This is a genomic window from Amycolatopsis sp. NPDC114503 (genome assembly GCF_055633655.1).
Genome location: NZ_JBVKDT010000010.1, coordinates 35755 through 59691 on the forward strand (window position 1 = coordinate 35755; position 23937 = coordinate 59691).

Annotated in this window: 23 protein-coding genes; 7 read left to right on the forward strand and 16 right to left on the reverse strand. The window is 69.7% G+C overall.

All coding sequences use genetic code 11. The features are described from left to right. Positions 1-94 precede the first annotated feature (94 nt). Positions 95-805 carry a TetR/AcrR family transcriptional regulator gene (locus tag ACZ7OI_RS35210; RefSeq protein ID WP_470268403.1) on the reverse strand — a complete coding sequence of 237 codons (711 nt, stop codon included), beginning with the start codon at positions 803-805 and terminating at the stop codon, positions 95-97. Between the two features lie 69 nt (positions 806-874). Between ACZ7OI_RS35210 and ACZ7OI_RS35215 the strand changes: the two genes are divergently transcribed. The 3 genes from ACZ7OI_RS35215 to ACZ7OI_RS35225 all read left to right on the forward strand — a co-directional run bounded on the left by ACZ7OI_RS35215 (position 875) and on the right by ACZ7OI_RS35225 (position 2514). Next, positions 875-1741, forward strand: coding sequence for an alpha/beta fold hydrolase (locus tag ACZ7OI_RS35215; RefSeq protein WP_470268404.1), 867 nt, complete (start codon positions 875-877; stop codon positions 1739-1741). 93 nt (positions 1742-1834) lie between these two features. Then, positions 1835-2257 (forward strand): hypothetical protein, encoded by a 423-nt coding sequence (locus tag ACZ7OI_RS35220; protein ID WP_470268405.1) that lies wholly within the window; start codon positions 1835-1837, stop codon positions 2255-2257. A gap of 71 nt (positions 2258-2328) precedes the next feature. Continuing rightward, on the forward strand, positions 2329-2514 hold the full coding sequence (locus tag ACZ7OI_RS35225; RefSeq protein ID WP_344287092.1) for a DUF5302 domain-containing protein: 186 nt from the start codon (positions 2329-2331) through the stop codon (positions 2512-2514). Between the two features lie 366 nt (positions 2515-2880). On the opposite strand, the gene ACZ7OI_RS35230 is transcribed toward ACZ7OI_RS35225, so the two are convergent. The 4 genes from ACZ7OI_RS35230 to ACZ7OI_RS35245 form a co-directional block, all read right to left on the reverse strand. Beyond that, a complete protein-coding gene (locus tag ACZ7OI_RS35230) occupies positions 2881-3954 on the reverse strand; it encodes a Glu/Leu/Phe/Val dehydrogenase dimerization domain-containing protein (RefSeq protein WP_470268406.1) in 1074 nt (357 codons plus the stop codon). 147 nt (positions 3955-4101) lie between these two features. Next, on the reverse strand, positions 4102-5301 hold the full coding sequence (locus ACZ7OI_RS35235) for a kynureninase (RefSeq protein ID WP_470268407.1): 1200 nt from the start codon (positions 5299-5301) through the stop codon (positions 4102-4104). Further along, entirely contained in the window at positions 5298-6089 is a 792-nt protein-coding gene (locus ACZ7OI_RS35240) for a tryptophan 2,3-dioxygenase (RefSeq protein WP_470268408.1), read from the reverse strand. The genes ACZ7OI_RS35235 and ACZ7OI_RS35240 overlap by 4 nt, the downstream gene beginning before the upstream one ends. An 8-nt stretch (positions 6090-6097) precedes the next feature. Then, a complete protein-coding gene (locus ACZ7OI_RS35245; protein ID WP_470268664.1) occupies positions 6098-6871 on the reverse strand; it encodes a PaaX family transcriptional regulator in 774 nt (257 codons plus the stop codon). Positions 6872-6959: 88 nt separating this feature from the next. Here ACZ7OI_RS35245 and ACZ7OI_RS35250 point away from each other — a divergent pair, with 88 nt between their 5' ends. Both ACZ7OI_RS35250 and ACZ7OI_RS35255 read left to right on the forward strand, forming a co-directional pair. Continuing rightward, a complete protein-coding gene (locus ACZ7OI_RS35250; protein ID WP_470268409.1) occupies positions 6960-7664 on the forward strand; it encodes an SDR family NAD(P)-dependent oxidoreductase in 705 nt (234 codons plus the stop codon). After that, complete coding sequence (locus ACZ7OI_RS35255) at positions 7661-8488, forward strand: enoyl-CoA hydratase family protein (RefSeq protein ID WP_134662503.1); 828 nt, start codon at positions 7661-7663, stop codon at positions 8486-8488. The genes ACZ7OI_RS35250 and ACZ7OI_RS35255 overlap by 4 nt, the downstream gene beginning before the upstream one ends. Here ACZ7OI_RS35255 and ACZ7OI_RS35260 read toward each other — a convergent pair whose 3' ends face one another. Genes ACZ7OI_RS35260 through ACZ7OI_RS35285 form a run of 6 tightly spaced genes read right to left on the reverse strand, consistent with a single transcriptional unit; the run spans position 8489 to position 12259 of the window. After that, positions 8489-9310, reverse strand: a complete 822-nt coding sequence (locus tag ACZ7OI_RS35260; RefSeq protein WP_470268410.1) for a MerR family transcriptional regulator — start codon at positions 9308-9310, stop codon at positions 8489-8491. 49 nt (positions 9311-9359) lie between these two features. Further along, positions 9360-10280, reverse strand: coding sequence for an SMP-30/gluconolactonase/LRE family protein (locus tag ACZ7OI_RS35265; RefSeq protein WP_470268411.1), 921 nt, complete (start codon positions 10278-10280; stop codon positions 9360-9362). Between the two features lie 9 nt (positions 10281-10289). Further along, complete coding sequence (locus ACZ7OI_RS35270) at positions 10290-10946, reverse strand: histidine phosphatase family protein (protein WP_470268412.1); 657 nt, start codon at positions 10944-10946, stop codon at positions 10290-10292. A gap of 14 nt (positions 10947-10960) precedes the next feature. Further along, entirely contained in the window at positions 10961-11716 is a 756-nt protein-coding gene (locus tag ACZ7OI_RS35275; RefSeq protein ID WP_470268413.1) for an SDR family oxidoreductase, read from the reverse strand. Between the two features lie 44 nt (positions 11717-11760). After that, positions 11761-11961 (reverse strand): hypothetical protein, encoded by a 201-nt coding sequence (locus ACZ7OI_RS35280; RefSeq protein WP_470268414.1) that lies wholly within the window; start codon positions 11959-11961, stop codon positions 11761-11763. Between the two features lies 1 nt (position 11962). Beyond that, positions 11963-12259 carry a YciI family protein gene (locus tag ACZ7OI_RS35285; RefSeq protein WP_470268415.1) on the reverse strand — a complete coding sequence of 99 codons (297 nt, stop codon included), beginning with the start codon at positions 12257-12259 and terminating at the stop codon, positions 11963-11965. 399 nt (positions 12260-12658) lie between these two features. Between ACZ7OI_RS35285 and ACZ7OI_RS35290 the strand changes: the two genes are divergently transcribed. Then, positions 12659-13597 carry a hypothetical protein gene (locus ACZ7OI_RS35290; RefSeq protein ID WP_470268416.1) on the forward strand — a complete coding sequence of 313 codons (939 nt, stop codon included), beginning with the start codon at positions 12659-12661 and terminating at the stop codon, positions 13595-13597. A 297-nt stretch (positions 13598-13894) separates the two neighbouring features. Here the strand turns inward: ACZ7OI_RS35290 and ACZ7OI_RS35295 are convergent, their stop codons facing one another. After that, positions 13895-15520, reverse strand: a complete 1626-nt coding sequence (locus tag ACZ7OI_RS35295; protein WP_470268417.1) for an acyl-CoA synthetase — start codon at positions 15518-15520, stop codon at positions 13895-13897. A gap of 253 nt (positions 15521-15773) precedes the next feature. Here ACZ7OI_RS35295 and ACZ7OI_RS35300 point away from each other — a divergent pair, with 253 nt between their 5' ends. Beyond that, positions 15774-17468: a bifunctional 3'-5' exonuclease/DNA polymerase gene (locus ACZ7OI_RS35300; RefSeq protein WP_470268418.1), complete on the forward strand. Its 1695-nt coding sequence runs from the start codon at positions 15774-15776 to the stop codon at positions 17466-17468. A 168-nt stretch (positions 17469-17636) separates the two neighbouring features. Here the strand turns inward: ACZ7OI_RS35300 and ACZ7OI_RS35305 are convergent, their stop codons facing one another. The 4 genes from ACZ7OI_RS35305 to ACZ7OI_RS35320 all read right to left on the reverse strand — a co-directional run bounded on the left by ACZ7OI_RS35305 (position 17637) and on the right by ACZ7OI_RS35320 (position 23789). Then, positions 17637-18215 (reverse strand): hypothetical protein, encoded by a 579-nt coding sequence (locus tag ACZ7OI_RS35305; RefSeq protein ID WP_470268419.1) that lies wholly within the window; start codon positions 18213-18215, stop codon positions 17637-17639. A 72-nt stretch (positions 18216-18287) separates the two neighbouring features. Next, positions 18288-22160 (reverse strand): ATP-dependent RNA helicase HrpA, encoded by a 3873-nt coding sequence (gene hrpA, locus ACZ7OI_RS35310; RefSeq protein WP_470268420.1) that lies wholly within the window; start codon positions 22158-22160, stop codon positions 18288-18290. A 76-nt stretch (positions 22161-22236) separates the two neighbouring features. Beyond that, positions 22237-23430, reverse strand: a complete 1194-nt coding sequence (locus tag ACZ7OI_RS35315) for a cation:proton antiporter (protein WP_470268421.1) — start codon at positions 23428-23430, stop codon at positions 22237-22239. 41 nt (positions 23431-23471) lie between these two features. Continuing rightward, positions 23472-23789 carry a hypothetical protein gene (locus ACZ7OI_RS35320; protein ID WP_470268422.1) on the reverse strand — a complete coding sequence of 106 codons (318 nt, stop codon included), beginning with the start codon at positions 23787-23789 and terminating at the stop codon, positions 23472-23474. Between the last annotated feature and the right edge of the window lie 148 nt (positions 23790-23937).

Below are 23937 nucleotides of genomic sequence, written 5' to 3' on the forward strand. Positions count from 1 at the left end.
ATCGGTGTCGGTCGGCGCAGGGGCGGCCCGACTTTTCACCATGACCACGCGGACGGCCCAGTCCGAACGCCCTGACGGAGCAATTTCGCGAATTTCACCCGTTCAGCTGGGCCAATCTGCAGGTGAGCCCGTCGAGGCACCGGCGGATCGCGAAGTCGAACAGTCGCGGATGGTAACCGGCCGCCGCTTCGGGGTCGCTGAGCAGCCCGTGCATCGAGCGCCCGAACGCGGCCATGCCGGGCAGGTCCTCGCGGTCGCGGTAGGAGGCGTACTCCTCGGTGTTGTCCAAGCGCAGCGCGAGGCTGCAGTCGCGGTCGTCCTCGAGCGCGACGTACTGGCACGCGGTGGTGGTGAGGATCGTGTAGGCGAGCGAGCTCTCTTCGCCGAAGCCCGCGTCCAGCAGGATCCGCACGCCGCGGTCCAGCGTGGGCGTGGTCGCGCCCACCGACGGGCCGAACGAGGCCATCCGGCGCGCCGTGCCCGGGTGCTTGCGCAGCAGCTCGCGCAGGCCGGTCAGCAGTTCGACGAACCACTCCTGCCAGTCCAGGTCGTCGTCCGGCAGCCGAAGCTGGCCGACGACCCGGTCGAGCACCGCGCACACGACCGCGTCCCGGTCCCCGACGTGGTGGTAGACCACCGCCGGGTACGCGCCGATCGCGGCGGCCAGCTGCCGCAGCGTCCAGTTTTCCAAACCGCGCTCGACGGTCAGCTTCACCGCCGCGTCGATCACTTTTTTCGCGGTGACCGCGGGCAGCCCGGCGGCCGAACGGGACCGGGCGCGCTGTCCGGCACGCGGAGTCGGCATGCCGTGCACCGTAACCGGCGACCCGCCGGCTCGGCCACACGCGGTTCCGCGCTGCGGCATGATCGGGGCATGCCACGCGCACAGGCCAACGGCCTCGAACTCGAGTACGACACGTTCGGCGATCCGGCCGCCCCGCCGATCGTGCTGGTGATGGGGCTCGGCGCCCAGATGATCACCTGGGAGGAGGGCTTCTGCGAACTGCTCGCGAGCCGGGGCTTCCACGTGGTGCGCTTCGACAACCGCGACGCGGGCCTGTCCACCTGGTTCGACGAGCTGGGCGCGCCGGACCTCGCCGGGATCGTCGCGGGCACGGCGCCGGCTCCGTATCTGCTGTCGGACCTCGCGGACGACACCGTCGGGCTGTTCGACGCGCTCGGTTTCGCGAAGGCGCACGTCGTCGGCGCTTCGATGGGCGGGATGGTCGCGCAGCAGCTCGTGCTCGACCATCCGGACCGGGTGCTGAGCCTGACGTCGATCATGTCGACGACCGGTGACCCGTCGGTCGGCCAGGTCTCGCCCGCCGCGCTGGCGACGCTCACCAAACCGGTGCCGGAAACGCGCGGGGAGCAGATCGAACTGAGCGTCGCGAACTACCGCGTGACGGGGTCGCCGGGCTATCCGTCCACCGAGGAATACCTGCGGCGCAAGGCAACCCGGAACTACGACCGGGGCCGGCACCCCGTCGGAATGCAGCGGCAGGCGGCCGCTGTCGTGGCGTCGGGCGACCGTACAGAACGACTGCACGACGTCCAGGTGCCGACCGTCGTGCTGCACGGAGACTCCGACGTGATGATCGACGTCAGCGGCGGGAAAGCCACCGCGGCGGCGATTCCGGAGGCGGAGCTGGTCATCGTTCCGGGCATGGGTCACGACCTGCCGGAACCGCTGTGGCCGGAGATCGTGGCCGCGATCGTCCGCGCGACCGCTCGCGCCTGACGGAGGTCAAGAAGCCGTCAATAACCAGGGCCTGGGCGTACAGGTCCTGTACGCGCACCCTCGCCTACGCGCCCGCGCGGGGTGCCATGGGGCATGCGTACTGAAGGACGACTGGCTGGCGGGTTCGGTTTTCCGCTCGGTTGTGTGGCGGTGGTGACGGCCGTGATCGCGGCGGACCTTGTCGGGGCCACCGCGCATCCCAGTTATGCCGTGGCGGCGGTGGCGCTCGCGGTCGGCGCAGTGGCAGTGATCACGACGCCGCTCGCGGTGGCCGGGCTGGTGGGGGTGGCCTGGGCGGTGCTTTCCGGATTCGCCTACGGCCGGGCCGGCGACCTGGTTTTCACCGCCACGACCGGCTGGGTCGCGGTGATTTTGGCTGGTGCGGCGGGGTTCGGGTTTGTCCTCGGCGCCGGATGGCGCACGGTTCAGCGGGTTCGCCCGGTCTTCGCGGAGGCTGTCGTGCCGGAGCCGCGGAAGGCTGTCGAAGCAGGCCACCGCCGGGTGGCATCACTCTGAAATGGCTCGCCAAGGTGCGTGAAGGGTGCCAGGCTGACGGGGTATCACGTCGTCACCTTCGGAGGTCAGCCATGAGTGAAGCGCAACCGGCACCCAGCGACGGGGAGGGCGACGTCAAGCGGAAGTTCCGCGAGGCGCTGGAGCGGAAGCAGGCGAAGTCCCGGGAAGGGGCTGCGCACGAGAACGCCGGGCAGCAGGGGCAGCATGCGCACGGGCCCGCGGCGAACAAGCGGACTTTTCGGCGGAAGAGCGGCTGATTGCCGCGGGGGTGCTTTGCGACCAGCGTTGCGTGGGGGCACCCCGAAGCTGATGGTGACTACGGGCTGAGGGTGCTTGTCAAGGCGGGAAAGATGCCTTGACAAGCACCCTCAGCCCGTGTTTTTGGCTTCGTATCGGGGTGCAGGGCCAGGTGTGGGTGCCTGGATCGGTTGGGTGCGTCGGCGGCGGATAGCGGTGGGGGCGGGGGTTGGTGCGCTGGCCGCCGGTTGAGCGCCGCGGTTGCGGCTGAGTGGCAGCGGGGCTTTAAGGCCTCCGCGAGGGGAGCCCTCACTACGTGCCGAGGTCGTGAGGGGAACCCTGGGGGAATCTGATTCCCCAGGGTTCCCCTCACAGCTTTCGCAGAGCTACACCGTGAGGATCGAACGCAGGCGGCCGACATCCGCCATCCGGCGTTCGGCCAGGCGGTCGGCAGCGGCGGCGGGCGGCACGCCGTCGGCCTTCGCCAGGTCGTACACCGCCTTCGTGGTGTCGAAGATGGCCGCCGTTTTGCGCTGGGCGCGGGCGAAGTCGAAGCCGTGCCGTTCGTCGTCCACCTGGATTACGCCGCCCGCGTTCACCAGGTAGTCCGGGGCGAAGAGGATGCCGCGGTCGTCGAGCAGCTTGTCGACGCCGGGGTGGGCGAGCTGGTTGTTCGCCGCGCCGCAGACGATCCGGGCTTGCAAGGCGGCCACGGTCTCGTCGGTGAGCACGCCGCCCATCGCGCACGGGGCGAAGACGTCCAGCTCGGCGCCGATCATGGTGTCCACATCGGACACCACCTCGACGCCTGGGTATGCCGCGCGAGTGCGTTCGACCGCGCTGGGCGCGACATCGGTGATCACCACGTGCGCGCCGGCTTCGACCAGGTGGCCGACGAGAATGTGTCCGACCTTGCCGACCCCGGCCACGCCGACGCGGCGGCCGGTCAGCTCGGGGACGCCCCAGGCCTGGTCCGCCGAAGCGCGCATCCCCTGGTACACGCCGAAAGCAGTGAGCACCGAGGAGTCGCCAGCACCGCCGTCCTCTGGCGAGCGGCCGGTGACGTGCCGGGTTTCGCGGGCGACCACGTCCATGTCGCGCACGTAGGTGCCCATGTCGCACGCAGTGATGTAGCGGCCGCCGAGTGAATCCACGAAACGGCCGAAAGCGCGCAGCAGCGCTTCGGACTTCAGCGTGTTCGGGTCGCCGATGATGACGGCCTTGCCGCCGCCGAGATCGAGGCCGGCGAGTGCATTCTTGTACGCCATTCCCTTGGAGAGCGCGAGAACGTCGTCCAGCGCGGCGTCTTCGGTGGCGTAGGGGTAAAACCTGGTACCGCCGAGGGACGGGCCCAAAGCGGTGGAGTAGATGCCGATGATGGCTTTCAGCCCGCTGGCCTCGTCGTGGCAGAACACGACTTGTTCATGGCCGCTGTGCCGGCCGAACACGCCTTCGGTCACGGTGGTGACTCCTTTGTCTCCCACGCGGCTTGTGGCCGCGCAAATGTGTGAACGGTGCGCACCAGGGGACGGGGGTTGCCCGTTCACCGGTGCACACCGTCAACCTACTTCGCCGTTCTTCGGGCCACCACCCGCATCCCGGGAGCTTCACCCCAGATCCGCGACAGCTTCCCGAAGTGTGGAAATGGCGGTCTCGAGCTGTTCATCCGACAGGTACGGCGCAGGACCGAACCTGAGGTAATGGCCCCGGCTGTCGGTCCGCACGCCGCGCGCGGCCAGGCGTTCGCACAGCTGTCCGGCGACGGGACTGCGCAGCGAGAGGAAGCCGCCGATGTCTTCGAGCGGGGTGTCCCGGTCGCGGGTGACGACGTCGTCGGGGAGACCGAGAGCGTCGAAGCAGCGGGCGAGCAGGCCGACCTGGTGCTGAGACACCTCGCGCAGGAACTCGGCGGTGAGTCCCTCTTCGGCGAAGAATCGCTGGACCCGCACGCCGCGGTAGTGGCTCGACGGGTCGTAGGTGGCTCCGGCGAACCGGTCACCGCCGGGTGCGTACGCGACTTCGTCCGGTCGGCGTTCGTCGGCGAGGGCGCCGAATTCCGCGTACCAGCCGGTAATCACCGGGCGCAGTTCCTGGGCGTGCGCGGGCAGTCGCAGGAAGCAGTTGCCCTCGCCGAGCTGGAGGTATTTGTAACCGCCGCCGAGGACCCACGCGTTGGTGAGGCCGAGGTCGTGCAGCGGGAACGGGACCGCGCCGACCGCGTGGTAGGCGTCGACGACCAGCTCGACCGAGCGGCTCCGGCAGGTTTCCGCCAGATGCGCGAGACCCGGCACGATCCAGGACGTCTCGAACAGCACCGCCGAGGTGAGCACCGCGGCGGTGCGGTCGTCGACCTGCTCGGCGAGCCGTTCGGCCAAAGTGGCCACGGGTGCGGCAGGCACACGGACGACCTCGACGCCTTCCTCGGCCAACCGGGTGAGCTGGCGGCGCAGAGTGTGGAATTCTCCGTCCGTGGTCACCAATCGCGGCCGCTTCCGGAGTTCGATCGCGGACAGAAAGCGCAGCACGAGTTCGTGCGTGTTCTGGCCGAGCGCGTAGTCGCCGTGCGGATCGGACAGCCACTGCCGGAACCCGTTTCGCAGCTCGTCGGCCTTCGCGAACGCCCGGCCCCACTTTTCGTCCACCTCCTCCGCGGCGTCGGCGAACGCTTCGCGCAGGCCCTCTTCGGCGACGTCCGGCCAGGCCTGGTGCGAATGCGCCGACAGCAGCAGCCGGTCGGCGACGCGGAACCGCGAGTAGTGCGGGGCGAGCGCGTTTTCCTTGGCGCGCAAGGATTCCACTGTGGTCACAACCGGCTCCGGACAGCCCAGAGGTCCGGGAACATCGGGTTGAACAGCGTGGTGCGCAGGTAGGTCGCGCCGGACGAACCGCCGGTGCCGGTCTTGTCGCCGATCGTGCGTTCGACCATCTTCACGTGCCGGTAGCGCCATTCCTGCAGGCCCTCGTCGAGGTCGACCAGCGCCTCCGCGAGCACCGACGGGCCGCCGTCGTCCTGGTACACCTTCAGCAGCACTTCCTGCAGCTCCGGCGACGCCTCGATCGGACGGGTCACGTCGCGATCGGTGGCGACCGGGTAGCCCTTTCCGGACAGATACGTCAGGAACGAGTCGAACACCGACGGGCGGCGCATCGCGTCGGCGATCCGGGTGCGCTGCTCGCCGCCGTCCGGATAGTGGGCGAACACGCGCTCGTCGCGGCGGCCGAGCACCGCCTCCAGCTCGCGGAACTGGCCGGACTGGAAGCCGCTCGACGCGTCGAGGCGGGCGCGGAAGCTGGTGAACTGGCTGGGCGTCATCGTCTCCAGCACGTCGATCTGCGCGACCACCACCTTCAGCACGGTCAGGATGCGGCGCAGCGTGCGGATCGAATGCGCGGTCTTGCCCGCTTCCAGGCTTTCCTGCAGGAACTCGGCCTCGTGCAGGATCTGCTTGAACCACAGTTCGTAGACCTGGTGGATCACGATGAACAGCAGTTCGTCGTGTTCGTCCGAGCGGGGGCGCTGCGCGGTCAGCACCTCGTCGAGCGCCAGGTAGGACGTGTAACTGAGCGCGGCTTGGGTGTCGTCGGTTCCGGTCATCGGGTTCCTCATCTCGTGGACAGGGTTCGGTCGAAGTGGCGCTGAGCGGGTGGCGCGAGCGCCGAATACAGGTCGTGGAACAGCTTGACCGCGGCGTCCCGGGTTTCCGGCGCCGGGATCAGTTCGGACGGCAATTCCGGGTCCAGCGAAGGAAATTCGCGATAGGTGTGCACCAGGCGGGTGCGCACGGCGAACGCCTGCGCGTCGCTGAGGTCGCCCGGGCAATCGCCGAATTCGGCGACGAACGCGGCGTAGCGGGCGGACAGTCCGTCGAGATCCCAGGCCCGTCCGGCGAGCCGGCGCACGTCCAGCGCGGCGGACGGGGTGCCGAGCATCAGGCCGGCGTGCTCGGCGACTTCGAGTTCGGTCAGCACCGCGAGCACCTCGGCCTCACGGTCGTGCGGGGCGAGCCAGGTGCCGTCCTGGACCGGGCCGAAACCGAGAAAGCGCAGCCGCCGCACCAGCCGTTCGCGGGATTTGCGCCGCGTTTCCGGGATGTTCTGCCACAGCACGGTCCAGGTCCCGGCCGGCTCGTCGCGGCGGCCGAGGCCGAAGATCCGCCGGTCGCCGTCGTCCAGCAGGGCGACCGTGCGCGAGGTCAGCGAGTAGTGCACGAGCCTCCCCTCGCGGTGCCGGGACAGCAGGCCGCGGCGCACCAGCCGGGTCAGCGCGATCCGGGCCGCGCCGTCGGAGAACCCCAGCTCGTGCAGCAGCGCGACGAGCCCGCCGGACCACACGCGCTTGCTCTCGCGCGGGCGCACGTAGCTGCCCAGCAGCGTCATCACGAGCTCCTGGGGCGTGCGGGCGGGTTCGGTGTCGGGCACGAGGCAACTCTATACACCTCAGCCCGCTGCAGTGTAGCTTTCGGGAGTGAGCAGTTTTTCGGACCGAGTCGTCGTGGTCACCGGCGGGACGCGCGGCATCGGCGCGGCCGTCGCCGAGCGGTTCCGCGGCGCCGGCGCGACGGTGCACTCCCCCGGCCGCGCCGAATGCGATGTGACCGACGAGGCCGCCGTCCGCGAGTACTTCGCCCAGCTCGGACCAGTCGACGTGCTGGTCAACAACGCTGGAGTGTCGTCGAGCGCGCCGCTGGCGAAGACGGGCCTCGACGATTGGCGCGGCCAGTTCGAGGTCAACGCGACCGGTGCGTTCCTGTGCACCCGCGCGGTGCTGCCGGGGATGCGCGAGCGCGACTTCGGACGGATCGTCACGGTCGCGTCGACTGCGGGTCTGGCTGGTGCGCGCTACACGTCGGGCTACACCGCGTCTAAGCACGCGGCGGTCGGTTTGATGCGGGCAGTGGCGGCGGAGGTGGCTGGCACTGGCATCACGTCGAACGCGGTGTGCCCGTCGTTCGTGCGCACCGACATGACCGCGACCTCGGTCGCCCGGATCCGCGAACGCACTGGCCGCGACGAAGCCGACGCGGAGGCCGCGCTCGCCGCCGCCTCCCCGCTCGGCCGGCTGCTCGAACCCGGCGAAATCGCGTATGCCGTGGAGTTTTTCGCCGCCCCGGAGGCGGCCGCGATCAACGGACAGACTCTCGTACTCGACGGTGGAGGAATCCAGAAATGAGCCCGTTCCGCGCCAGTGTCCCGCTCACGAAATCGTGGGAGCATTTCGAGTTCACGGTGGACGACGGGGTCGCGACGGTGACCTTCGACCGTCCGGAAAAGCTCAACGCGCTCACCTTCGACATCTACGCCGACCTGCGCGACCTCGTCGCCGAATTGCCGCACCGCGGCGACGTGCGAGTGCTCGTGCTCACCGGGAAGGGCCGCGGGTTCTGTTCGGGCGGCGACGTCGAGGAAATCATCGGCGAGCTGCAGAAAATGGACACCGCGGAACTGCTCGAATTCACCCGGATGACCGGCGCGGTGGTGAAAGCCATGCGCGAAACGCCGATCCCGATCATCGCGGCGATCAACGGCGTCGCGGCCGGAGCCGGTTCGGTGCTCGCGCTGGCGAGCGATTTCCGGCTGCTGGCCGAATCCGCGAAGTTCGCCTTCCTGTTCACGAAGGTCGGTTTGGCGGGCGCGGACATGGGTTCGGCGTATCTGCTGCCGCGGCTGGTCGGCCTCGGCCGCGCGACGGAACTGCTGATGCTGGGCGACAAACTCCCCGCCGCGCGCGCCGAAGCGATCGGGCTGGCGAACCGGGTGGTGCCGGACGCCGAACTGGCCGGCGAGGCCGCCGCGCTGGCCCGGCGGCTCGCGGACGGCCCGGCGCTGGCGTACTCCACCACGAAGGTGCTGCTGACCCGCGAGCTCGACAGCGACCTCGGCAGCTCGATCGAACTGGAAGCCATCACCCAGGCCCTGTTGATGACTGCCAAGGACCACAAGGAGTTCTACGCCGCATGGGCCGCCGGTCGCAGTCCACAGTGGACTGGCCGCTGATCAGGACCGGATCACCGGCACCTGGAGCTCCGTCACCCAGTCGTCGCGGTTTTCCGGGCACTCCAGGTTGACCTCGCGCGGATAGCCGGTCGACTGGTAGCCGTTGGCGTCGATCCAGCGGGCCAGTGCCTGGGCCGCCGGATCGATGGTCTCCATGGAACCGCGGTGCACGATGGTCGCGGCATGGTCCAGCGGCGGCAGGTCGAGGACCCGGACGTCGCCGTCCCGCGGCGGGACGGAAACCTCGACGGCGGCGTGGACGACGACCTTGCCGTCGCCGTCGGGGACGTCCTCGTAATAGGCCACCCCGGGTCCGGTGCACGCGATGCCCGCCGCCTCCAGCCGGGGGAGAAGCTCGTCGTAGAGCGGTCCGATGACGGGACCGATGTCCTCGGGCTCGAAACTCGCGGCGATCGCGGACAGCTCCGCCACCCGCACGGCGGGAACGCTTTTGACGACGACGTCGTTCTCGGGCATGTGCCCCTCGCTTTCGATCGCTCGGAGCCTCGCCTCGACCCGCATCAGCCGAGCCGCCGCGGCCGCCATCGCCGCCTCCAGATCGGCCCGCCGCAGCCGCAGCATGGCGCCCAGCTGCTCAGTGGTGACCTTCTCGTCGAGGATCTCCTGGACCTGCTGGAGAGTGAAGCCGAGATCCTTGAGCGCGATGACGCGGTTGAGGCGCGCCAGCTGGGCGGCGGCGTAGTAGCGGTAACCGGTGGCGGGGTCGACATGGGCCGGGCGCAGCAGTCCGGTCGCGTCGTAGTGCCGCAGCATGCGGACCGAGACGCGGCCGTGCCGGGCGAAGTCTCCGATAGTGAACATGACGTCTTAGAGTTGACCGCCTGACACGGTGTGAGGGTCAAGAACCTGATCAGAGATCCGTGTAGGCGATCGCGTTTTCTTCCAGGGAGCCGAACCACAAGCGGCCGTGGTACTCGCGGATGCCCACCAGCAGGTGGAATCCCGGGATCTCGCCGCGCAGTTCCCGCACGACCGAACCGTCCGGGTCGACGGCGACCGCGCCCACCCGGCGTTTCGGCGCCGGCTGCACCGCGTCCGGCAGAGCGCGCACGGCCGTCCGGACCGCGCGGGGAAGACGGCGCACGACGTCGAGGGCACGGATGCGCGGGCTGGCCTCGGTGATCCAGATCAGCCCGTCCGAACCGGTCGCGATGTTGTCCGGGAAGCCCGGCAGATCGTCGATCAGGACGTCGCGGTCGCCCGCGCGCGGGCCGGTCAGCCAGACGCGGCTGACCCGGCACGCGCCGGTTTCGGCGACCGCCACATAGGATTCGTCCGGCGGCAGCGCGACGCCGTTCGCGAACTGGAGGCCATCGGCCAGCAGGTCGATGTGACCGTCCGGCGCGCGGCGCAGCAGCCGTCCGCCCGCGGTCTGCTCGATGAGGTCGTCACGCCAGTTGTCGATGCCGAAGCGGCGCGAGGAATCCGTGAAGTAGACCGTGCCGTCGGCGGCGACCGCGGCGTTGTTGCAGAAGACGAAATCCAGCCCGGCGCCGGAGGTCGCGAGGGTCGTCGTCTCGCCGCCTGCCAGCGGCATGGTCAGCAACCCGGCGCGGGCGTCGCAGATCAGCAGTTCGTCGTCGCCGTACAGCTCCAGCCCCAGCGGGCGGCCGCCAGTGTCGCCGATCAGGTCGATCCGTCCTCCGTCCGGCGAAAGCCGCAGGATCCGGCCGTCGTCGACGCCGGTGTAGACCCGGCCCTCGGCGTCCACGACCACGTCTTCGGGACCGTGCCCGTTCACCGGGACGATCGTGACCTCACCGAACTGCACTCCGGCCTCCTACCGGTAGCTGAGCAGCCGCGCGTTCTCGCCTTCGAGATGCGGATGCTCGTTGAAGGACAACAGGTTCACGCCGCCGCGGCCGGACGTCAGCTTCGTGATGCCGGTGTTCACGGTGACGCGGTTGAGCTTCAGCAATCCAGGTCCCGGCGTGCCCAGCAAGGATCCGGCGACCGCGCCCAGCACGCCGCCGGAGGTGAACACGAGCCCGTTTTCGCCCTTGCCCAGCGAACCGGCCAGCTCAGCCAGGGCCGCCGTGCAGCGGCCGAGGAAGGCGGGCCAGCTTTCCGCGCACGGACCGGTGTCGCCGGAGTCGACCCACGCGGTCAGCGCGGCGTCCAGCAGCCGCTGGTACTCGCGCGAATCCTGTTGCGGCGCACCGCCCGCGTGGTGCACCGCGATGTCGACGTGGTCGTATTCGTTCCAGCGTTCGTCCTCGATCGCCGGCACGTCGCAGCCGAGCGCCTTCAACGCCGTCGCCGCGGTGTCCCGTTGGCGGGCCAGCGTCCCCGAGCGCACCTGCGTGAACTCGACCCCGCGCCGTTTCAGCTCCGCACCGACCACTGTGGACTGTTCGAAACCCAGCGGCGACAAGGCGTCGTAATCCGCCGCGCCGAACGACGCCTGCCCGTGCCGGATCAGGTAGATCGCACCCATTTACGCCCGTCCCGTCAGGAAAACATCCGCAGCAACCGGCCAGGGGCCCAGCGTACCGCGAGGCTCAGCGGTACCCAGGGCCACGAAGGCACGTACGCGCGCTTCGGCTCCGCTTCGATCGCCTTGACCAGCGCGTGCGCTCCGGCCTCCGCCGACACCATCAGCGGATTGGGTTTGGTCGAGCGCGCGGTCATCTCGGAGCTGATGTAGCCGGGCCGCACGTCGGTGACCGTGATGCCGTGGCTGCTCAGCTCCAATCGCGCACCTTCGGCGAACGCGGAGATCCCGGCCTTCGACGCGGAGTACGCGGTGAGGTTCCGCGGAAAACCGCGCAGCGCCATGAACGACGAGATCACCGCTAGGTGCCCGTCGCACTGCTCGCGGAAGATGCCCGCCGCCGCCTCGATCTGGGCCACAGCGCCGACGAGGTTGGTTTCGAGCGTCTGCAGGTTGGCGTCGAACCGGCCCGCGCCGACCGGCTGTCCCTTGCCGAGCCCGGCGTTGACGATCACGCGGTCGAGCCTGCCGAGTTCCGTCCGGAACTCCTCGAACACCTCGAAGACGCGCGCGTGGTCGGTGACGTCGAGCGCGCGCGTCGCGACGGTGATGCCCGGGTACGCCTCGCGCAACTCGGCAGCCAGGTCGTCGAGCCGTTCGGTGCGCCGGGCGCACAGCGCGAGATTCCGGCCGCGAGCGGCGAACTGCCGGGCCATTCCCTCGCCGAGGCCGGAGCTGGCTCCGGTGATCAGGATGTTCTGCCGCAGGACCATGCCCGGAGCCTACCCGCTGGTAACCAACCTGGCGGTCCCGCGGCTCACCTCGCCGCCCACCTCCGCTCGGCCCGTTCCCGGCTGCCGGGAATCAGCCGGAACAGGAGCTTCGGCACCGCCCCGGAGAAGCAGTACGTCTTGCCGTCGACCTCCAGCGTGTGCTGCTCTTTGCCCGCGGGCGCTTTCCCCGCCGGCCCCAGGCTCAGCGCGAACGCGCACTTGCCGTCGAACTCCGGCGCGGCCATTTCACGCGCCTGGCGGAGGAAGGATTTCCAGCACGTCGATCGTGCCGATCTCGGTGTGCGGGTGCCCGGCGAGAAGGCCCTGCACCGCCTCCGCCGAATCGGCCTGCAGGATCGAGTACCCGCCGATCGTGCCGTCCCCGCCTGCGGTGGGCGCGCCGCCGTCCACCACCGCGTCGCCCGCTTTCGCGAACCACGCCATCCAAGCCTGCATCCCGGCGGCCTGCTGTTCCGGCGTCGCCTGGGCCATGCGCTCCGCTGCCGACTGGTCGGCGCGGTAAAGCAGAAGGAATTTCGCCATAGCTCTTCCCCTGCGATCGAGGGAAACCGCCCCGCTGACGGGGATCTCGCTTATGGTCTGCCGCTTCGGCGACTCGCGCAAGCTCGGGCGGATCCGGCGCGGATGACCGGTGGCCCGGCTTCTGGGGGCATGCCGGGCCACCGGTTTCCGGGCGCGGCCGCCGGCCGGGCGCGGGGCGCGGTCCGCGCTGCCGGGGCCGAGGCTCCGGACGCGCCGGGGGCGGCGCGTTCCGTCCTGGCCATGGAAGCGCGACCGTGCAGGTCACGGCAATGGTTCACAGTTGCCAGTACTAGCCCGTTCGCCGGAGTGGTACGGCGGTACAACCTGGTCCGGCGGCTGCTACCGTGCCTGTGTCGGGCTCGGCACGGTCGGTTACCGATGGGGGCGGTCGAGAAGGAAATGGCGCAGCGACATGCGGACCACGCCGGTCCGGACACCGCCGAAGGTGCCCGGACCGCGTTCGCGAGCGCGCTGCGCGCCGCGATCGGAGCCAGCGGGCTTTCCCTCGACCGGATCCAGGCACGGTTGCGCGCCCGCGGCGCGACGGTGAGCGTCACGGCGCTCAGCTATTGGCAGTCGGGCAAACGCCAGCCGGAACGGGCCGGATCGCTGTCGGCGGTGCGGGTGCTGGAGGAAATCCTCGACGTCCCCGACGGCGCGCTGCTCGGCTTGCTTCCCCCGCCCCGCCCGCGCGGCGCGAGCAGGCGCGACCGGGCGGGCGAGGAACCGGTCACGTTCACCCGCGAAATCCTGCAGCCGCTGCTGGACCGCGTCGGCGCACCGGACGCGCTGGACCAGCAGCACCAGCTGAAGCTCGTCGGCCTGCACGACCGCTGCGACATCGCGGCCGACGGCGGCCAGCTCGCGGTCACCTCGCGCGCGGTGTTCCAGTCCGGTGCGGACGGTCAGGACCGCTGGCTGCTGGTGTACGCACAGGGCGACGCGACGGCGGTGCCCGACTTGCAGCCGGTGCGCAACTGCCGCGTCGGACGCGCCGAAGTGGACGACGACCACGGCATCCTGGTGGCCGAACTGCTCTTCGACCGCGCGCTGGAACGCGGCGAGACGCATCTCATCGAGTACACCTTGCACAACTCCGGGCCGCCGTATCCGCAGTGCCGGGCCACGCATTACCGGGAATTCCGCCGCCCGGTCCGCGAGTACCTGCTGGAGATCCGCTTCGACCCGACCGCGGTGCCCGCCCGCTGCTGGCAGTACGCGAACGCCACCGACGAGGCGCCCGCCCGGCGCCGGCTGCGGCTCGACAGCGGCAACGGCGTGCACGCGATCGCGCTGGACTTCGGGCCGGGGATCTTCGGCATCGGCTGGGGTTCGTGAATCCGGCGGCTGAGCTGCGGGAGCTGCCTGCTCTGGTCGGCGCGGGGCGGTGGCGTGAGACGGTTCTGGACTCGGTGTGCCGCTCGTGCCGCAGTCCAGGGTCACGGCGTTCGCCGCGGAGCGAACCGTCGGCGACCAACTGAACGAGCGTCAAGAGCGCTGTCACGGCCGGAGCGTCGGCGATGCCTGCAAGGCAGCGGTCTATCCCGTGTAGACGCTGGACCTTTGCCCGAACCAGCGCCTCCCTCGACCGCCCTCGAAGATCCTTGCCTGCAGGGCTTTTTTCAGTAACCGCGCTCAGCCCAGCTTGGTCCGCAACACCTTCCCGGTCGCGTTGCGCGGCAGCTCCTCCAGGAACTCCACGTCCCTCGGCACCTTGTAGCGCGCCAGATTCGCCTTCACGTACTCGCGCACGCCGTCCTCGTCGAGCGTCGAGCCTTCCGTGCGCACCACGAATGCCTTGAGCCGCTCGCCGAAGTCCGGGTCCTCGACCCCGATCACGGCCGCCTCGAGGACGTCTTCCCGCTCCACCAAGAGGTTTTCCACCTCGATCGGGAACACGTTCTCGCCGCCGGAGACGATCATCTCGTCGTCGCGGCCGTCGATGAAAAGCAGGCCGTCCTCGTCGAAGTGGCCGACGTCGCCGCTGGAGAGCAGGCCGTCGATGATCTCCTTGTTGCGGCCGTCGGTGTAGCCGCCGAAGCTGAGCCCGCTGCCGACGAACACCCGTCCGGTCACGTGCGGCGCGGTGATTTTGGCACCGTGTTCGTCGTACAGCGCGACGCGACAGCCGACCGGCGCGCGGCCGACCGTGCCCGGCGCGCGCTTCCAGTCCTCCGGCGTCGCGACCGTCGCCACGGCGACTTCCGTGGAGCCGTAAAGGTTGTGCACGACATCGCCGAATTCCTCGTTCGCCCGGTTGCCGAGATCCGGCGACAGCGCGGATCCCGCGACGAAGATGATCCGCAGGCACGAAGTGTCGTAACGGTCGCGGACTTCCTTCGGCAGGTCGACGATCCGCTGCAGCATCGTCGGCACCAGAACGAGCGCGGTGCACCGATGCGTGGCGACGCCCTTCAGCGTGGCCTCGGGGTCGAACTTCCGGCGCATCACCACCGTGCAGCCGAGCGCGAAGCTGAGGATGAACTGCGACAGCCCGGTGCCGTGGAACAGCGGTGCGCCCATGAAGGTCGCTTCGCCGGAGCGCAGCGGGATGCGGTCCAGGAATTGCGCCGAGGCTAGCGCGGACGTGTGCGGTCGCGGCGCGCCCTTGGGGGTGCCGGTGGTGCCGCTGGTGAGCAGCACGAATCCGCCGGGTTTGGCGGGCGCGGGCAGCGGGCGGTCGTCGGTGCTGGCGATGATCTCGGCGAGCACCGGGATCTCGTGCCCGCCCGGCTGGTCCACCCAGGCCAGGTAGCGGTCGACATCTCCCTCGATCGCGTCGAGCAGGCCGGTGAATTCCTGGTCGTAGACGAGCGCGGTGACGCCCTCGCGCTGGGCGACGTCGGCGAACTGCGGTTTGGCGAACCCGGTGTTCATCAGCAGCAGCCGCGCGCCGAGCTTGCCCGAGGCGGCCATCGTCAGCACGAGCCCGCGGTGGTCGCGGCACAGCGCGGCGATCACCGAACCGGGGCCGAGACCGCGCTGCGACCAGGCGCGGGCGAGCGCGTTGGACTGGTCGTCGAGCTGCTTGAACGTGAGCGGGCCGAGGTCGTCGACGATCCCGACGGCCGTCGAATCGCGCCGGGCCGCGATGTGGTTCGCGCCGGCGAACGGGCCGTACTTGCGGATCGCGACGAGGGACCGCACGCCCTCGTCGAGACGGGGGAACGGCACCAGCCCGGCGCGGCGCATCACTTCGACGCTGCGCACGGTCTCGGTCAGCTTGCCTGCCACCTGGCCGGCCAGCTCGGCCACACTCATCCGGGCACCTCCATTGCTGCTGCGGGAGCGCCCACGCCGACGGTCTCCGTACCGCCGGTATGGGAGTTACTCGACAGTAAAGCAAGGCCCGGCCGCGCACCAGTGCCCGGCCGGGGAGGAAATCCCCAGTACCGGTCACCGACCGTCCGTGAAGGGCTCCTTGAGGGAATCTGATTCCTTCAAGGAGCCCTTCACGGACGCCGAGGACGCCGGGTGCGCGGAAATTGTCGGTGCTGGTCCGCACAATGTGACGGTGCAGGTGATCACCGGCCGGGAGGAAGAGTCCGGCTACACGATCGAGGGCCCCTCGGGGACCCTCCGCGGGCTGTCGCGCGCTGACTGGGCCGACGAGGTGCGTCGGCTCGAGGCGGCCGAGAGCCCGCGCTGGGTGCTGCCCTCGGCCGAGGAGATCTACCCCACGCTGGTCAAGGCCGGGGTGCGGCTGGGCCGGTGCTACGACCTGTCGCTCGCCGAAGGACTGCTGCTCGCCTACGAGGGCCGGGAGGGCGAATCGCGCAGCCTGCGGGCAGCGTGGGCCCGGGCGAACGGCGAGGAACCGCCCGACGACGGCCCGGCCTTCGGCGAGGACGCCCAGCCCACGCTGTTCTCGCCGCGCGGCCCCGGCCTGCCGCCGGGCGTCACGGTCGTCGCCGCGGCCCGGCGAGTACTGGCCGAGCAGGAGAAACGCGTCGCCGCCACCGAGGCGCCCGCGCGGATGCGGCTGCTGCTCGCGGCCGAATCGGCGAGCGCGCTGGCCGCCGCCGAAATCTCCGCCGCCGGGCTCCCCTGGCGCGCCGACCGCCATCTGCAGTTGCTGGAAGAGCGCCTGGGACCGCGCGTACCCACTGGTCAACGCCCGAAAGTCCTCATCGACCTCGCCGCGAAAATCTCCGCGGCCCTGGGCGGACGGCCGGTCAACCCCGACTCGTCGGCGAGCGTCGTCCGCGCGCTGGCCCGGGAGGGCATCGAAATCCCGGCCGCGCGGAAGTACCTGCTGCAGGACATCGACCACCCCGCCGTCGCGCCCCTGCTGGAGTACAAGGAACTGTCCCGGCTGCATTCGGCCAACGGCTGGGCATGGCTGGACGAATGGGTCAGCGAAGGACGATTCCGGCCGCACTACGTGGTCGGCGGCGTGGTGTCCGGCCGCTGGGCCACCCGGGGCGGCGGGGCCCTGCAAATCCCGCGCGCGCTGCGCTCCTGCGCGTCCGCGGACCCCGGCTGGAAACTAGTCGTAGCCGACGGTGCACAGCTGGAGCCGCGCGTCCTCACGGCTTTGTCCGGCGACCGCCGCCTGGCCGAAGTCGCCGCGGCCACTGATTTGTACGCCCGGCTGGCGGAGGCGCTGTTCTCCGGTACCCGTTACGTCCCGCTTCGCCCTGGGGACACGAGAGACGACCGTTCCCGCGCGAAGATCGCCATGCTGTCCGCGATGTACGGCGGCACCTCCGGCGAGGCCGGACCGCTGCTTGCGTTGCTGCGCCAACGTTTCCCGGATGCGGTGTCCTATGTGGAGCATGCCGCCGCGGCTGGTGAGCGAGGTGAACGGGTCCGGTCCCGGCTGGGCCGGACCTCTCCGGCCCCGTCCGCTGCCTGGCGGGCATTGACCGGTGGGCTCACCGAGGACGAGGCAACGGAAACCCGCGCTCGCCGGGCGTCGCGGAGCTGGGGGCGGTTTACGCGGAACTTCGTGGTGCAAGCCAGTGCGGCCGACCTGACCGCGGTCCTGTTGGCCACGCTGCGCGGGCGACTGCCCGATCCGGCGCATTTGGTGTTCTTCCTGCACGACGAGGTGATCGTGCATGCGCCTGCCGAGCTGGCGGACGAGGTCGCGGGCATCGTGGAGGAGGCGATCCAGGAATCCGCCCGTTTGGTGTTCGGCGAGGCGTGCCCGGTGCGGTTTCCGATGCACGCGAAGCCGGTGGACACTTACGCGGAGGCGAAGTGATCAGCCTCGCCCCGGGGTTTTCCCAGGCGCCCCAAGACTGTCCGGGCACCACACGGCGGGTCCCCGTCTCACCAGTACGGCTGAACGCCTGGCTGCACCGGGTCACCGCGAACCGATTTCGATCATTCTCCCGCGCGAGCCGGCGACGTCGCGCGTCCGCTCACGTCCTCAGTCGCCGATCTTGATATGCATTCGCACGGTTCCGCCGGGATGCGTGCGAAAGTAGGTCAGGATCTGCGCGCTGTCCGCCGTGCATCCGGCGTTCGTGAAGCCGTTTTGTTCCGTGTAGCCCAGAATGACGGAACATTTCGCGATAAAGGTGTACTCGTCGGGCAGCAGCACGAAGAACGTCGCCACCGCCGTGCCCGGCCCGCCGTCATTGCGGAAAATGGCGCTCATCGTGCACGCGGAGCCCTGGCACGGTCCGTCCCATTGGGAGGACCGCACCTGGAACGAGGGTTCCGCGGGCGCGGTGCTGCTGGGACTCTCCGAAGTTTCCGAGGTGCTGCTCGGGGTGGTGCTCGGCGTGATTTCGACTGTCCGCACCGGGCTTGTCGGCGGCGCGCCAGTAAGCGTGCCCGTCGCCTGCGGCTGGCCGGCCCCAGCGACCGAATCGCCCGCAGCTCCGGAAACCGGAGTGTTTTTGCTCGTATGCGGCGAAATCCATTCTTTCACCGGGTTGAACCCGGTCAGCGTATTGACAGCCACCAGAATAGCCAAAACGCCGCTCACCACGCCGATGATCAACGACCATTTCTTGACGCCGGAATCGTCGTCGGGCTTCTTCGGCTCGTCCCCCTCGCCTGCCATCGGCCGATTCTACAGCGCTTCGTCCAAGGCCTTCGTAATCCGCTTCAGCGACACCGGATGCGCCGTCCCCAACGTCTGCGCGAAGAAGCTCACCCGGAGCTCCTCGATCATCCACCGCACCTCCGCCAGGGCGGGCGACGACGTTCCCGGCGGCAACGCGCTCACCGCGTCCTGGTACTCCTTCGCGATCCACGCGACGTCCGCCATCCGCTGCAGGTCTCGCGTCTGCTCCAGCGGCAGCTTCTCCAGCCGCCGCTCGATGCCGCGCAGGTACCGGACCACGTTCGGCAACCGTCCGGCGCCCGTTTCCGTCACGAAGCCCGCGTGCACCAGACCGTCCAGCTGACGGCGGATGTCCGCCAGCGATTCGGCCGGGCCGCGGGTGTCGGACAGGCGCGTTTCGACGTCGATGGCCGCGCGAAGGATCCGCTCGACCTCCGTCAAAACCTCCAGCACCTTCGAGTTCAAGCCCGCCCGCACCTTTTCCAGCAGAGCGGCGAAACCCGCCTCGTCCCAGACCGGGCCGCCCGCCGAGGCCATCAGCGCGTCGACAGCACAGTCGACGCAATCCTCCAGCAGGCCCGCGACGCTGCCGTGCGGATTGCGGTTCAGCACGAGCTTCGAGGAGTTCGACAGCGACCGCGTAATGAACTTCATCGGCGAGTTCAGGTTCAGCCGCAGCATTCGCCGCGTGCCGGACCACATCGCGTGTTGCTGTTCGGCGGGCGTGTCCAGCAGCCGCACGGCCACCGACGCGCCCTCGTCCACCAGCGCCGGATACGCCTTCACGTCGTGGCCGCGCCGGGTGGAGGCGAACACCTTCGGCAGCTCGCCGAACGACGGCTGCACCAGGCCGGCCTTCTCAATGCTGTTGGCAGCCTTGGAAATCGTCTCCCGCACGCGCGGCGCAAGACGGCGCTTCAGCTCCTCCAGGTCCTTGCCCTCGGCCACCCGCTTGCCGCGCTCGTCCACCACGCGGAAGGTGATCCGGAGGTGGTCCGGCACCGTCGAAAGGTCCCACGCCGAATGCGGGACGTCGATGCCGCGCATCGCGTGCAGCTCGTCGCCGAGGATGTCGAGCAGCGGACCGTCCGAAGGGGACATTCGCGTCAGCGCGTCCGCGGCCGTGTCCGGAGCCGGGACGAAGTTGCGCCGCAACGTTTTCGGCAGCGATTTGATCAGCTGCGTCGCCAGTTCGCCGCGCAGGCCGGGCACCTGCCAGTCGAAACCGTCCGGCGTGACCTGGTTCAGCACCGGCAGCGGGATGTGCACGGTCACGCCGTCGGCGTCCGCGCCGGGTTCGAACTGGTAGGTCAGCTTGAAGACGTGCGTGCCCTGCGTCCACGAGTCCGGGTAGTCCGATTCCCGGACCGCGCCCGCGACCTCGTTGATGAGCATGGACTTCTCGAACGACAGCAGGTCCGGCTCGTTCCGCCGCGCCTTCTTCCACCAGCTGTCGAAGTGCCGCACGGACACGATGTCCTCGGGCACTCGCGCGTCGTAGAACTCGTACAGCGTCTGGTCGTCCACCAGGATGTCGCGCCGCCGGGCGCGGTTCTCCAGGTCTTCGACCTCGTCGAGCAGCGCGCGGTTCTCCGCGAAGAACCGGTGATTCGTGTGCCAGTCGCCCTCGACCAGCGCGTGCCGGATGAACATCGCGCGCGAGATCTCCGGGTCGATCCGGCCGTAGTTCACCCGCCGGTCGGCGACGAGCGGAACGCCGTACAGCGTCACCTTTTCGGTCGCCATCACCGCGCCCTGCTTGCGCTCCCAGTGCGGCTCCGAATACGAACGCTTCACCACGTGCTGCGCGAGCGGTTCGACCCAGTCCGGCTCGATCCGCGCGTTGACCCGGCCCCACAGCCGCGACGTCTCCACCAGCTCGGCCGACATCACCCAGCGCGGCTGCTTCTTGAACAGCGCCGAACCGGGGAACACCGAGAACCGGGCCCCGCGCGCGCCGAGGTAGTCGCCCTTCGCCGGGTCTTTGAGCCCGATGTGCGACAGCAGCCCGGAAATCAGCGCCGTGTGCACGTGCTGCGGTTCGGCGGGCGTGGTGCTGAGGGTGATGCCGAGCGGTTTGGCGAGCTGGCGCAGCTGCCCGAAGATGTCCTGCCACTCGCGGATCCGCAGGTAGTTCAGGTATTCGGTACGGCACATCCGGCGGAACTGGTTGCCGGTCAACGTCTTCTGCTGTTCGCTGACGTACTCCCACAGCTTGAGGTAGGAGAGGAAGTCCGACGTCGGGTCCGCGAACCGGGAGTGCTGTGCGTCGGCGGCCTGCTGTTTCTCCGCCGGCCGCTCGCGCGGGTCCTGAATGGACAGTGCGGCGGCGATGATCATCACCTCGCGCACGCAGCCGTTCTGCGCGGCCTCCAGCACCATCCGGCCCATCCGCGGGTCCACCGGCAGCAGCGCGAGCTTGCGGCCGACCTCGGTGAGCCTCGAGGAATCGCCGGTCTCGAACGCACCGAGTTCCTGCAGCAGCTGCACGCCGTCGGTGACCTGGCGGCGGTCCGGCGGCTCCACGAACGGGAACGCGTTCATGTCGCCGAGGCCGAGCGACGTCATCTGCAGGATGACCGACGCCAGGTTCGTCCGCAGGATCTCCGGATCGGTGAACTCCGGCCGCGATTCGAAGTCTTCCTCGGAGTACAGCCGGATGCAGATGCCGTCCGAGGTACGCCCGCAGCGGCCCTTGCGCTGGTTCGCCGACGCCTGCGAAACCGCCTCGATCGGCAGCCGCTGCACCTTCGTGCGGTGGCTGTAGCGCGAGATGCGCGCGGTGCCCGGGTCGATCACGTACTTGATCCCGGGCACGGTCAGCGACGTCTCGGCGACGTTCGTGGCCAGCACGATCCGGCGTCCGGTGTGCCGCTGGAACACGCGGTGCTGATCGGCCGCGGACAGCCGCGCGTACAGCGGCAGCACCTCGGTGTTCCGCAGGTCCAGCCGGTTCAGCACGTCCGCGGTGTCGCGGATTTCGCGCTCTCCGGAGAGGAACACGAGGATGTCGCCCGGCGCCTCGCCGGACAGCTCCTGGACCGCTTCGGCGATCGCCTGCGTCTGGTCGCGGTCCGGATCGCCCTCGGGCTCGTCCGGGTCCACGAGCGGGCGGTAGCGCACCTCGACCGGGTAGGTCCGGCCGGAGACCTCGACGATCGGCGCGTTGTCGAAATGCCGCGAGAACCGTTCCGGGTCGATGGTCGCCGAGGTGATGACGACCTTCAGGTCGGGACGGCGCGGCAGCAGCTGCTTGAGGTAGCCGAGGATGAAGTCGATGTTGAGGCTGCGCTCGTGCGCCTCGTCGATGATCAGCGTGTCGTACTGGCGCAGCATCCGGTCGGTCTGGATCTCGGCCAGCAGGATGCCGTCGGTCATCAGCTTGACCAGGGTGTCCTGGCCGGAATGGTCGGTGAACCGGACCTTGTAGCCGACTGTGTCGCCCAGTTCGGTCTTCAGCTCGCTGGCGATCCGGTCGGCGACCGTGCGCGCGGCGAGCCGGCGCGGCTGGGTGTGCCCGATCTGCCCGCGCACGCCGCGGCCCAGCTCCAGGCAGATCTTCGGCAGCTGCGTGGTCTTGCCCGACCCGGTCTCCCCCGCGACGATCACCACCTGGTGGTCGCGGATCGCGTCGCCGATCTCGTCCTTGAGCCTGCTGACCGGCAGCTCGGCGGGGTACTCGATCTTCGGCACGCTCTCGCGGCGCTGCTGCACGCGCAGCAGCGCCGTTTCGACGTCGGCGGCGATGCGCTCGGCCGTCTCCTGCTTGCCACGAGACCGGCGCGCGCCGTCGAGACGACGACGGAGCCGGTACTCGTCGCGCAGCATCAGTTCGGGCAGCTGGGCGCGCAGCTCTGCGAAGGGGGATGGAGTGGACATACTTGGGCCAAGGATAGCCGTGCGTGACCGTCGTGGCTTCCGAATATGCCGCGAGTGACAGCCCCCGCTCCCCGGCTCACGGCGCCGGGGCCGGGCGCGGCCGGACGAGCTTGGCCGGAAGCAGCCAGGTCAGCCGGTCCGAGCGGAGCACGGCGAGCGGTCCGATCACGGCCAGGAGCAGCACGTATCCGGCGACGAACGGGGCCACCCGCGAGTCGAGCCCGGCCGCGGTCGCCATCGTCGCCAAGACCAGCGAGAACTCGCCCCGGGTGAGCACGGTCAGGCCGATGTTGACGCCTTCCTGCCGGTCGAAGCCGTGCAGGCGGGCGGCGAACGCTCCGGCGGCGAGGTTCAGCACCAGCGTCAGCGCGACCGCGGCGATGACCGGGAGGACGACCGTGCCGACCGCGCCCGGGTCGATCGACAGCCCGAAGATGAAGAAGAACAACGCGCCGAACGCGTCGCGCAACGGCAGCACCAGCTTGTGCACGCGCGGCGCGACCTGGGAATTGCCGAGCATCATGCCGACCATGAACGCGCCGATCGCGTCGGAAACGCCCACCTCCTCGGCCACCGCGGCGCCGAGCACGGCGACACCGACGAAGCAGACGGTGAGCAGTTCGTCGTCCGCCGAGCCGAACAGTCGCGACACCAGCCGCCCGCCCCAACGGGCCAGCGCGGCGAGCACGAGCAGGAAGCCGAACGCCTTGCCGAACTCGGCGAGCGCCGCGCCGAATCCGTCCGCACCGCTCAGCACCGGCTGCAGCAGCGCCAGGTAGAGCGCGAGGAACAGGTCTTCCAGCACGATGATGCCCATGATCAGGCGGGATTCCCGGTTGTTCATCCGCCGGGTTTCCAGGAGCAGTTTGGTGACGATGGCCGAGGACGAAATGCCGATCGCGCCGGCGATCACCAGCGCCTCGCGCGCGCCCCAGCCCAGCGCGAAACCGAACGCGAGCCCGCCGCCGACGTTCAGCACCAGGTACGCCAGCCCCGCGCCGGCGAGTCTGGCGCCGCCGCGGGCGAGGTCGTCGAGCGAGAACTCCAAGCCGAGATAGAAGAGCAGGAACACGAGGCCGAGCCCGGCCAGTACGCCGAACTCGGCCGGATCGTCCACAAGGGACAGTCCGGGGGTGTGCGGGCCGAAGACGAAACCGGCCAGCATGAACAGGGGGATCGTGGGCAGCCCGATCCGGGCGCCGACGCGGGCGAGGGCGCCGGCGGCGAGAAACGCGCCGCCGACGGCCAGCAAAGCATGACCGTTGCTCATGAAATCCTCTTGAGAGCCGGGTACAGGTGGGGAACGAGTACTCAGCAATCAGGAGGGGCGCGCGCCGCGGCGGGCGCGGGCGCGCGATCCAGTTCGACCGGCGACGAGGCGGAGAACGGGACGGTGCACCAATCCGGCCGGGCGAGGCGGATCTCGCCCGGGGCGTCGGCGAGCGGCAGCGGATGCGCGGCGACGAGATGCGGGCCCTGTTCCTGGACCAGGGCCGGTTCGGGATCGTGCGGACGCGGGCCGGACGGCCCTGGCCCGGGGACCGCGACGCCGAGCAGGAGCAGCGCGGCGAGTGCCACGACGAGGATGGACCGGTGCCGTGGCGCGGGAGCGGCGGCAGCAGTCGTCATCTCGGGGCGAGTTTACCATGTCTTTAATCTATGCCGAGGACTCTCGATTTCGTCCACAGTGGACAGTCCAACGAAGACTCCCGCAGTTCCAGCGGATTTTCGGCCGCCTTCAGGCAATCTTCATTGTCCACAGTGGACGACTCGCGTT